Origin of the sequence: Rhodococcus sp. 5A-K4, from assembly GCF_046097995.1 — a bacterium.
GTDB lineage: Bacteria > Actinomycetota > Actinomycetes > Mycobacteriales > Mycobacteriaceae > Rhodococcus_F > Rhodococcus_F erythropolis.
In genome coordinates this window covers 1-10,456 of the sequence record NZ_JBJURM010000058.1, presented here as the reverse complement: position 1 = coordinate 10,456, position 10,456 = coordinate 1, and the positions used below count along the sequence as shown (strand labels likewise).

Annotated in this window: 5 protein-coding genes; 3 read left to right on the top strand and 2 right to left on the bottom strand. The window is 61.8% G+C overall.

Annotated features, from left to right (window positions below; translation table 11 throughout):
* The coding region (locus tag ACKAMS_RS33340) for an amino acid adenylation domain-containing protein (RefSeq protein ID WP_408990097.1) at positions 1-5,279 on the bottom strand (5,279 nt) is incomplete at its 3' end.
* 259 nt (positions 5,280-5,538) lie between these two features.
* Here ACKAMS_RS33340 and ACKAMS_RS33335 point away from each other — a divergent pair.
* Genes ACKAMS_RS33335 through ACKAMS_RS33325 form a run of 3 tightly spaced genes read left to right on the top strand, consistent with a single transcriptional unit; the run spans position 5,539 to position 10,021 of the window.
* Positions 5,539-6,363 (top strand): xanthine dehydrogenase family protein subunit M, encoded by an 825-nt coding sequence (locus ACKAMS_RS33335; RefSeq protein WP_021333613.1) that lies wholly within the window; start codon positions 5,539-5,541, stop codon positions 6,361-6,363.
* Positions 6,360-9,053: a molybdopterin-dependent oxidoreductase gene (locus tag ACKAMS_RS33330; RefSeq protein ID WP_153212677.1), complete on the top strand. Its 2,694-nt coding sequence runs from the start codon at positions 6,360-6,362 to the stop codon at positions 9,051-9,053. The genes ACKAMS_RS33335 and ACKAMS_RS33330 overlap by 4 nt, the downstream gene beginning before the upstream one ends.
* Positions 9,050-10,021, top strand: a complete 972-nt coding sequence (locus ACKAMS_RS33325; protein WP_029255495.1) for an antibiotic biosynthesis monooxygenase — start codon at positions 9,050-9,052, stop codon at positions 10,019-10,021. Before ACKAMS_RS33330 ends, ACKAMS_RS33325 begins: the two co-directional genes overlap by 4 nt.
* 85 nt (positions 10,022-10,106) lie before the next feature.
* Here ACKAMS_RS33325 and ACKAMS_RS33320 read toward each other — a convergent pair.
* A partial coding sequence (locus tag ACKAMS_RS33320; protein WP_408990096.1) for an HNH endonuclease signature motif containing protein occupies positions 10,107-10,456 on the bottom strand: 350 nt, incomplete at its 5' end.

Below are 10,456 nucleotides of genomic sequence, written 5' to 3'. Positions count from 1 at the left end.
CCCACACCATCCCAACCACCCACCACCAACCCACGCTCGGGCGCACCCAGAATCTCCGTATCACCCACTGGGGCAGTTGGATCCGATACGACGGACCGCAGTAGGCGGACGAAGCGCTCCCCGAATTCGGTGACTGTGGTGCGCTCGAAGATATCGGAGGCGTAGGTGAAGGCGGCGTCGAAACCCACCGGGATTCCGTCCTTGCCACGCTTTTCGGAGAGCGACAATTGCAAGTCGAATTTGGCGACACCGATGTCGACTGAAACAACATCGACACCGAATCCTGGTAGTTCGAGGTGAGGATCTGCGGTGTTCTGAAATTCCAACAGAACCTGGAAGAGCGGTGAATGAGATGGTGAACGCTCCGGAGCAACTGCATCGACGACTCGCTCGAACGGCACCTCGGTTTGCCCGAACGCTGCCAGATCAACTTCGCGAGTTCGTGAAAGGATTTCCTCGAAAGTCGCGGCGGTATCAACGGCGGTTCGCAGGACGACCGTGTTGACGAACATCCCGACCAGATCGTCGAGGACTTGCTCGGCGCGCCCTCCTACCGGAGTGCCGATCGCTATGTCCGGCGAGGCGCTCAGCCGTGCCAACAGAACGGCCAGCACTGCGTGCATCACCATGAACGGTGTCGCGTTGTGATTCCGAGCGAGTTCGAGGAGGTCACTGTGCACGTCTGCGGGCACCGAGAATCGGACCGATTCACCGCGCATGGATCGATCCGCCGGCCTCGGTCGATCCAGCGGAAGGTCGATCACGTCAGGTAGACCGGACAGGGTGGACGTCCAGTAGTCCAACTGCTTCGCCTGGAGCGTGTCCGGATCGGCGTCACTGCCGAGCAGTTCGATCTGCCATTGGCTGTAGTCGGCGTACTGCACAGGCAAAGGCGGCCAGTCCGGTGCCCGACCGGCAGCCCGCGCCGCGTAGGCGCGGGTCAGGTCGCGGGCCAGCGGCTCGAGTGATGCTCCATCCGCCGAAATATGGTGAACCACCAACGCGAGGACGTGAACGTCCCGAGTGATTCGAAAAAGGGAGCCGCGCACGGGCACGTTCGCGCTCACGTCGAACCCCTCGCGAGCGAGATCGGCGACGCGCCTGTCCAAGGCTTCCTCGTCAACGGATACTTCCCACGCCATCTCCGACGTCACACGTTCCGAAGGAACCACGACCTGATGTGGACCGTCGACCGACGCCGGGTAGACGGTGCGAAGCGATTCATGTCGATCGACAACATCTCCCATCGCGAGTTTCAGCGCAGCCACATCCAACGCCCCTGACAGTCGGACCACCATCGGGATGTTGTAGGCCGGGGACGACGTGTCGAACTGATTGACAAACCACAGGCGTTGTTGCGCCAGAGACACCGGAATCTTGTCCTTGTACGAATGTGTCTGCAGGATTGGACGCTTCGAACGCGAGGGATCAACGCCGGAGGACTTCGCGTCACGCACGTGGAGAGCCAGTGATTCGATCGTCGGTGCTTCGAACAAAGTCCGCACCCCGAAATCGATTGCTTCAGCGGCATTGACTCGTGCGATCAGCTTTGTGGCGATCAGTGAGTTCCCACCCAGCTCGAAGAAGTCGTCACCCGCACCCACCGCCTCAGCACCTAGAACGTCGGCAAAAATCTCGGCCAGCAGTAGTTCTTCGGCGCCCTCGGGCGGGCGAAAGTTGTCCGACCGAGCATCGAACCGAGGTGCCGGTAAGGCAGCGCGATCGACCTTTCCCGATGGAGTTACCGGCAACTCGTCGAGAAGAACAAAGGCCGCAGGAACCATGTACGACGGCACACGGCTCGCGGCGTACTGCGTCAGATCGGCCGTCGAGAGCGCACTTCCGCCGGCAGGCACGACGTACGTGGTAATCATCGTTGTACCGGAGGGAGCCGCACGCGCCACGGTAACTGCATTCTCGACCTGCGGACACGACTGCACGACGCTGTCGATTTCCCCGAGCTCGATACGGAATCCGCGAACTTTCACCTGGAAATCGCTGCGGCCGACGTACTCGAGTGCACGGCCACGGCGCCGCCGCACCAAGTCCCCCGTTCGATACATCCGCCGGCCCGGGAGACCGAACGGGTCGGCCACGAATCGTCCTGCGGTCAACGCATACTTCCGGTGATATCCGCGTGCGAGCGCGTCTCCCGAGATGTACAGCTCGCCCACGACACCGTCGGGGACGGGGTGCAATCGCTGATCGAGCACGATCTCCTCGAAACCGCGGAGCGGACCGCCCACTGTGATGTTCTCCGACGACACCATCGGCTCGCCGATGTTCGACATGACGGTGGTCTCGGTCGGCCCGTAGGCATTGCACAGCCGTCGGCCGGGAGCCCACCGCTGCACAAGATCCGGCGGACAGGCCTCACCACCGACCACCACGTCGCCGAAGTCCGAAAGGCCCTCGGGCGAAACTGTTCCGAGCGCCGCAGTAGTGACAAAACCATGCGTGACACGCTGGGATTCGAGGAAGCGAGACAGCTCGTCACCGCCGTAGATCGTGCTCGGTACAATCACCATGGTCGCTCCGGCCCCGAAAGCCAGCAGGTATTCGAAAATCGAGGCGTCGAAACTCGGGGTCGAGAAGTGCAATGTTCGCGCATCCTGGGTCGCACCGAACCGCGAACGCTGTTCGGCAGCAAGCGCTTCCAGTCCACGATGCGATACCGTCACCCCCTTGGGGAGTCCGGTGGAACCCGAAGTGTAGATCACGTATGCGGGATTGTCGGGCCGGATCGGGTGCACCCGATGGACGTCGGAGATGGAGCGCACGGACAGCCGTGCAAGTCGGCCACGGAACTCAGCGTCGTCGATTGCTATCCAGGAAATCGAATCCGGCAAACGATGAAGTTCGGAAACGACCGTGAGCCCCAGTACGGCGCCGGAATCGTTCAGCATGAAGCGAACACGTTCACCCGGATAGGTCGGATCCACCGGCACGAATGCCGCGCCGGCTTTGGTCACCGCCAACATCGCGACAACCGATTCGATCGAACGCGTCAAACCCAGCGCCACACTGTTTTCCGGACCGATGCCGCGGTCGATCAAGACTCGGGCCAACTTCGACGAACGATCGTCGAGTTCTCGATACGTCAACTCGCCATCGAGATACGACAGGGCCACGCCGTCGGAGTGTGTGCGCGCCGCACCGTCGAACAGTTCGGCCAGGGTGCGGTGCGAAGCGCGAGGGTCACTGCGGACAGGCTGCATCGCGGATCGCTCGTCGTCGGACAAGATGTCGATGTCGCCGACCATCATTGCCGGATCTGTGGTGACGGATTCCAGGACGCGCGCGAACCGCAAACCGAGGCCACGTGCCGTCTCGGCGTCGAACAGGTCGGTGGCAAACGCGAGCGTCACCGTGATTCCGGACGGCGTACCCACCTCGTCGAACAGTTCGACTGCAGACACTCCGAGATCGAAGCGGCCGAGGTCGGGAGGGTGCTCGTCAGCGCTGGCGACGGACTCGAACGTCACCTGTATCACCGGCGCATACGCAGGTACATCCTCCACCTCGAGCGACTGCGCCACCTGCTCGAGCCGTATCCCACTGTGCGGCAGCGCATTACTTCGGACCTCGACGACACTGCCCACGAGCGCCGTGAACGGCGTCTCCAGATCGATGCGACTCCGGATGGCAACGATGTTCGTGTCGGATCCCGTCGGCGTACCGATTACCACGTCCGAAGCCCCGGACAATCGGCTCACCACTAGCGCGAAGCCCGTATGTAGGACCGCGCGTGTGTCCGTCCCGAGATCACTTGCCATTTCTGTAATCCGCGCGTGGGTGTCTGCGGCGATCACGACCTCAACCTGTGCACTGTCCAGCGATTGCGTTGCAGGCCTTGGTCGATCGAAGGGAAGTTGCAAAAGTTCGGGCGCCCCGGTGAGCTCATGTCTCCAATACTCGAGGTGCCGCACTTCGCGTTGTCGTCGCTCGCCCTCCCGGGCCGTCGGGCCGTGAATGTCTGCGAGCTCGGCACCGGAATCAGACGCGATCAACTCTTCCAGCAAGCCGACAAAATTCCGGTGGTGCTCGCGTAAACCCGCCTCCTCGTATCGGATCGGGTTTGCCCGGAAGTCGACACGCAGCCTGTCGCCGCTCGGATACACGTTGACCAGAAGGTCTTCCACCGGCCCGGAGGTGACGATGTGATACTCCCCAACCACCTCGCCCAACTGCACCTCCTGGCGAAACAGCATGACGTTGACCATGGGCCCGGCATATGAGTCTTCGCCTTCCAGACCGCTCGTCACGCCTGCGTCCCGACGGATGTCGTCGAGGCTGCAGCGCTGGTGCCGCAATGCACCCATGAGCTCATGCTGGACCTGGGCGAAGAGTTCACCGACGGTGTCGACGGCGGCGACACTGATGAGCAGCGGCGCGACGTTCACCATCATGCCGCCCGAGTCCCGCAACACCGCCGTAGTCCGTCCGGACATCGGAACATGAATCTGGACAGTCTCTTTCGCCGTCATTCGCGAGAGGTACAACGCGAGCGCAGCGACGACCGTTGCAGCGTGGTTCTCGGATTCGTGGAGAAGGGCACAGCTCCGGTCCGACATCAGTGTGCTTTCGAGTCGGCTCTCGATGTGTGCGGGCCCAGAAGCCTCCGCCAAGCTGGATCCGGCACCGACTGTATTGCGCCCTGCCCAGTACTCACGATCGGCAGCGAATCGATCCGACTGTCTGTACCGCTCGTCGATGTCGTACAGCGTGCGCAGTGTCGCGGCACGACTCGGCTGCAGATCTTTTCTCGCCGCCGAGGCCGAGTACCGATGCGCAATGCGGTTCATCATGGTCATGGCACCGAAACCGTCGAGCGCGACATGATGGATACGGCTGTACCACAGATAGTGCGCGTCACCCACGCGCAGCACAGCGGTCGCGACGATTCCGTCGACTGCCAGGTCGAGCTGCGTCCGGCAATCTCGACGCATCCACTCGAGCGCAGCCTCGAAGGGATCCTCGGTCCAGCGGAAGTCGACCAAACCGACCGAGATTTCGGCCTTCTCGTCCACGTACTGCATCGGCTGACCATCAACCTCGATGACTTTGAGCATGGGAGATTGAAACTCGTAAGCACCTGCCCGCGTTTCGCGATCCAGTAATTCGACGTCGAGTTCGCCGCGCAACTCCACGTAGTGCGCTATCAGAATCGGGACTTCGGGATCGAATTGCTGAGCGAACCAGGTTGCCCGTTGGGCGGCCGAGAGCGGAAAGAGGGTCTCATCAAAAGGGTCGGTCCGTCTTACCTCGAAGGGTTTCACAGCGCCCCGCCCCGCATGATCTCCGCGGCCGCCGAGTGCGTAGCCGCGTCCGAATCAACAGCGCGAAAGCAAGAGGCTGATCGCGCCTCTCAAGCAGTCGTACCCAGAATCGGCAAGCACATGCACGGACCACCAGGCGATGTCACGTACGTATCGCCCATGTTTCACGTGCCCGATATGCACTAAAAGTGTGAATGTGTCCCGTCACCTCGGTAATGTCCCACTCCGAGACGACACATCCCCCGAGGGGAGCAGGCGCATGGACATCACCACCATTACCGACGTGATACGCCGACCACCGGATCGCCCAGGGGACGTGTGGCGTCCCGGCGACGCCTGGCTCGCGGGAGGAACGTGGCTGTTCTCAGCGGAACAACCCGACACACGTCGACTCGTCGACCTCACCGCGCTCGGGTGGACACCACTGGAGGTCGGCGCGACTCATTTCAGTGTCGGAGCTACGTGCACCGTTGCCGAACTGTATGCGTTTGTCCCGCCGGACAATTGGGGTGCGAGTCCACTTATTCGCGTCAGCTGCGAGTACTTCCTCTCGTCTTTCAAGGTGTGGAATTCGGCCACCGTAGGCGGGAACATCTGTATGTCGCTTCCCGCCGGACCGATGATCACCCTGGCAGTTGCACTCGAGGCTACTTTCACGCTGTGGGCCACCGCCGGAACAGTGAGGACCGTCGACGCGTGCGACTTCGTGACCGGTGACCACCAGAATGTCCTGGAGCCGGGCGAAGTTCTTCGGAGCATCGAGTTCCCGGTGCACGCGCTCACCAAACGCCACGCCCACCGCCGCTTCAGTCTCACGCACCTCGGCCGTTCGACGATCTTCATGATCGCGACGCAGACTCCGGGAGCCGACGACTTTCACGTCACCATCACCGCCGGCACTACGCATCCGATACGGCTGACGTTCGACACGATGCCGGACGAGCACTCTCTGCGACGAGCTGTCGACTCCATTTCGGCCGACAGTTGGTTCGACGATCCCAACGGAACCCCCGACCACCGCCTGCACCTCGCCCGTCACTACGCCGACGAGCTCCGAATCGAACTCACGGGGAGCCAGTCATGAGCTACACGGTGAACGACCGGAAGTTCGACGAGGAACCGTTCCCGGGACAGTGTCTCCGGACGTTTCTTCGACACCTCGGACACCACGGGGTGAAGAAGGGTTGCGACGGCGGGGACTGCGGGGCGTGCACAGTGTGGCTCGACGGAGCGCCGATACACAGCTGCATCACGCCCGCCTTTCGCGCCGACGGTCGCGCGGTGACCACGATCGAGGGACTCGGTACGCCCGAAGATCTCCATCCGATTCAGCAACAGTTCCGGGATGCACCCGGCTTTCAGTGTGGGTTCTGCACCGCCGGAATGATCATGACCTCCGCGGCGCTCACCGACGCGCAGAAAGAAGACTTGCCGCGAGCGCTCAAGGGAAACCTGTGCCGCTGCACCGGTTACCGATCCATCGAAGACGCGGTCAACGGTGTCGGCGCTGTCGAAGTTGCCCTCCCCGGACAGGCGGTCGGGACCAGCGTCGGGGCGCCGGCGGCCACCGACGTCGTGACCGGCCGAGCCGAATACACTATGGACACCGCGATCGACGGCATGCTGCACCTGAAAGTGCTGCACTCGCCCCACGCGCATGCACGCATCACCTCCATCGACACCACCGAGGCGCTCGCCGTCCCCGGTGTCCATCGCGTGTACACCTGGAAAGACGTGCCGCGCAAGCTCTTTACAACGGCAATTCATACCGACCACCTTGTTGATCCGGACGACACGTACATCCTCGACAACGTCGTGCGGTTCGTGGGTCAGCGGGTGGTGGCCGTCCTCGCCGACTCCGTCGTCGCTGCGGAAGAAGGCCGTCGGAAGGTGAAGGTCGATTACGAGATCCTGCCTTCCGTGTTCGATCCGGAAGAGGCCATGGCCGACGGCGCTCCAGCCCTGCACGGATCCGACGATCCCTTTGTTCGAGATCCCGAGCACAACATCCTGCTCGAACTTCACGGTCACGTGGGCGACGTCGAGGCCGGGTTCGCCGAGGCCGACGTCATCCACGAAGGCACCTACTTCTCGCCGCGAGTGCAGCACGCACATCTCGAGACGCACGGTTCGATTTCATGGATGGAAGACGGACGCCTTCACGTTCGCACGAGTTCGCAGTCCCCCTCCATCGCCAAGGTCAAACTCGCCCATCTCTTCGACCTCCGCCCGGATCAGCTGCGCGTGTTCTGCAAACGCGTGGGCGGCGGGTTCGGAGGAAAACAGGAAGTGATCAGCGAAGATCTGGTGGCGCTCGCCACCCTGGACACCGGTCGTCCCGTCTGCCTCGAATTCACCCGAGAAGAAGAGTTCACCACCGCGTCACCGCGTCATCCGATGAAACTCACAATCAAGCTCGGAGCAAAGTCGGACGGGACACTCACCGCGTTCCACTATCGCAACGTCTCGAACACCGGTGCATACGGAAACCACGGCGGAGAGACACTCTTTGCCGGCGGCGCGGCAGTCTCGCTCTATCGCTGTGCGAACAAGAAGTTCGATGCGTATTCCGTGTACACCAATAACGTCCCGAGCGGCGCTTTGCGTGGGTACGGGATGACTCAACCGGCCTTTGCCGTGGAATCGGCCATGACCGAATTGGCCATCGCGCTGAACATGGATCCGCTCGAACTGCGTCGACGCAATATCGTCCGACCTGGCGATTCGCTCGTCGCACTCGAAGACGGCCCGGACGACGTGATCTTCACCGAAGACGGACTGGGGCAATGCATCGATCTGATCGACGCCGCGTTGAAGCGCCAACCGGTTCCCTCGCTCGGAGACGATTGGCTGATCGGCACCGGTACTGCCAGTTCACTACATGAGACCGCGCCACCCACCGAGCACATTTCCGAGGCTTGGCTCACCCTCGGCGAAGACTGTGTATACGAACTTGCTATCGGCACAGTCGAATTCGGTGAGGGAACTTCTACGGCCCACGTGCAGATCGCCGCGAATCAGCTGGGCACAACACCGTCACGTGTACGAATCATTCAGTCGGACACCGACCGAACCGGTTTCGACACAGGCGCTTTCGCCAGCGCCGGCCTGTTTGTCGCTGGGAACGCGGTACTTCGCGCGTCGAATGCGCTCCGCGATCGACTACTGGCCTTCGCCGCACATCACACCGGCGTCTCGATTGACCTGTGCTCGATGGACGACGACAAGATCATCTGCGGTAGTACTCGATTAACACTGCAAGAGTTACTCGAGGCTGCACGCCCGCGCGGGATCCGATTCACCGAAGCACGGAAAGCGTACGGGTCGCCGCGCAGCGTGGTGTCCAACACTCATGGCTTCCGGATCGCCGTCCATCGCATCACCGGCGAGATCCGCATCCTCTACAGTGTCCAAGCCACCGACGCTGGGGTGATCATCAATCCGGCGCAGGTGCGGGGACAGATCGAAGGTGGCGTCGCCCAGGGCATCGGCTTCGCACTCACCGAGAACTTCCACGTAGACGCGAACGGCGCGATGATGAACCCGAATCTACGTAACTACCGGATCCCGACCTATGCAGATGTCCCACGCACCGAGGTGATCCTCGTCGAGTCATCAGACTCCGTCGGCCCACTCCGCTCCAAGGGCATGGCGGAGTGCTGCATCAATCCGGTTGCCCCTGCTTTGGCGAACGCACTGCAGGATGCCACCGGGTCACGATTCCGGTCACTACCGCTCACCCCGGAACGCATCTACTCAGGCCTGAACCGATGACCGCGAACACGTCGGCGGACAGCGCCGCGACGGTCATCATCGGCCAACGAGTGCGTGCCGGACTGGAGAAAGAATTCGAGGTCTGGCAGAAAGACCTCAACCGGGCAGCCGCAGATTATGCAGGCTTCCTCGGGGCAGAAATCGCGGCTCCGACGCCCACCCAACCTGATTGGGTGATCGTGTACCGATTCGACTCCATCGCTCATGTTCAGGCGTGGATCAACAGCGCGACGAGGCAGGACTACCTCGACAGCGGGCGTCAGTTCTTCGACGGCCCGGCCACGCAGCAGGTAGTGAGCGGCGGGATCAGGCCTCCGGACCCACTGCTGACTGTCGTAGTGACGCACCGAGTAGGTGACGACAGTATCGACGAGTTCCTTGCCTGGCAGGATCGCCTTCGGGAGGTGGAGAGTGCTTTCGACGGATTCCGCGGCACCGAACTGTTTCGCCCAGTCGACGGTGTGCAGGATGAGTGGACCCTGCTGTATCGCTTCGACAATGCTGCCCATCTCGACACGTGGCTGACTTCCCCTGAGCGACAACAACTTCTCGCCGAGGGTCGCAAGTTCCACGACTTCGAACTGCGAACCGTGGACAATTCGTTCGGTAGTTGGTTTGCCTTCGACGAGAACGGAAACGAGGCCCCTCCACCTTCTGAGACAAAAACCTCGATCGCGGTCTGGGTCGGTCTCTACCCGACTGTCGTCTTGCTTACTTTGGCGCTGTCACCGCTGAAGCTGCCACTCTGGCTCGGATTGTTGATCGGCAACCTGTTGTCGAGCTTCATCATGAGTTTCTTCACGATGCCGTACTACGTGAATCGGCTCCTGCACCGTTGGCTGCGTCCACCTCCAGGGATTCCTGTCGCAAAAACCAACGCGCAAGGGGTGGCGATCGTCGCTGCGGTGACCTTGTTCTGGGTGGTCGTCTTCTATCTGGTGACTACTCAGTTCTGGTCGCTGCCCTGAACTCTCCAGAACGCGAAATGCCAGCGCATGTACCGGGGCATGATTCCTCCCCGGTGCATACGCTGGCATTTCCAGTTATGGCCGTTCAGGCGGCCGTCGGTGGGCTGTTCCCGCCGATCGGCTGCTGGTGCGGATCAACCGACATCGGTGGGTAGAACACCGACTTCCGATCCGGACCGATCTCCACCCGCCACTCCGTGTGGTGCATCGTCCGGTGGTGATGACCGCACAACAAGATCAGATTGTCGAGATCTGTTGGGCCACCATCGTTCCAGTGAACAATATGGTGAGCATCGCACCACCCCGACGGAGTCCCACACCCCGGAAACGCACACCCACCATCCCGAACCGCAAGAGCCCGCCGCTGCGGAACGGTCGCCGTTCTCGCTTCCTTACCGCAGTCGAGCGGAACACCATTCTCATCCAGGAGGATCC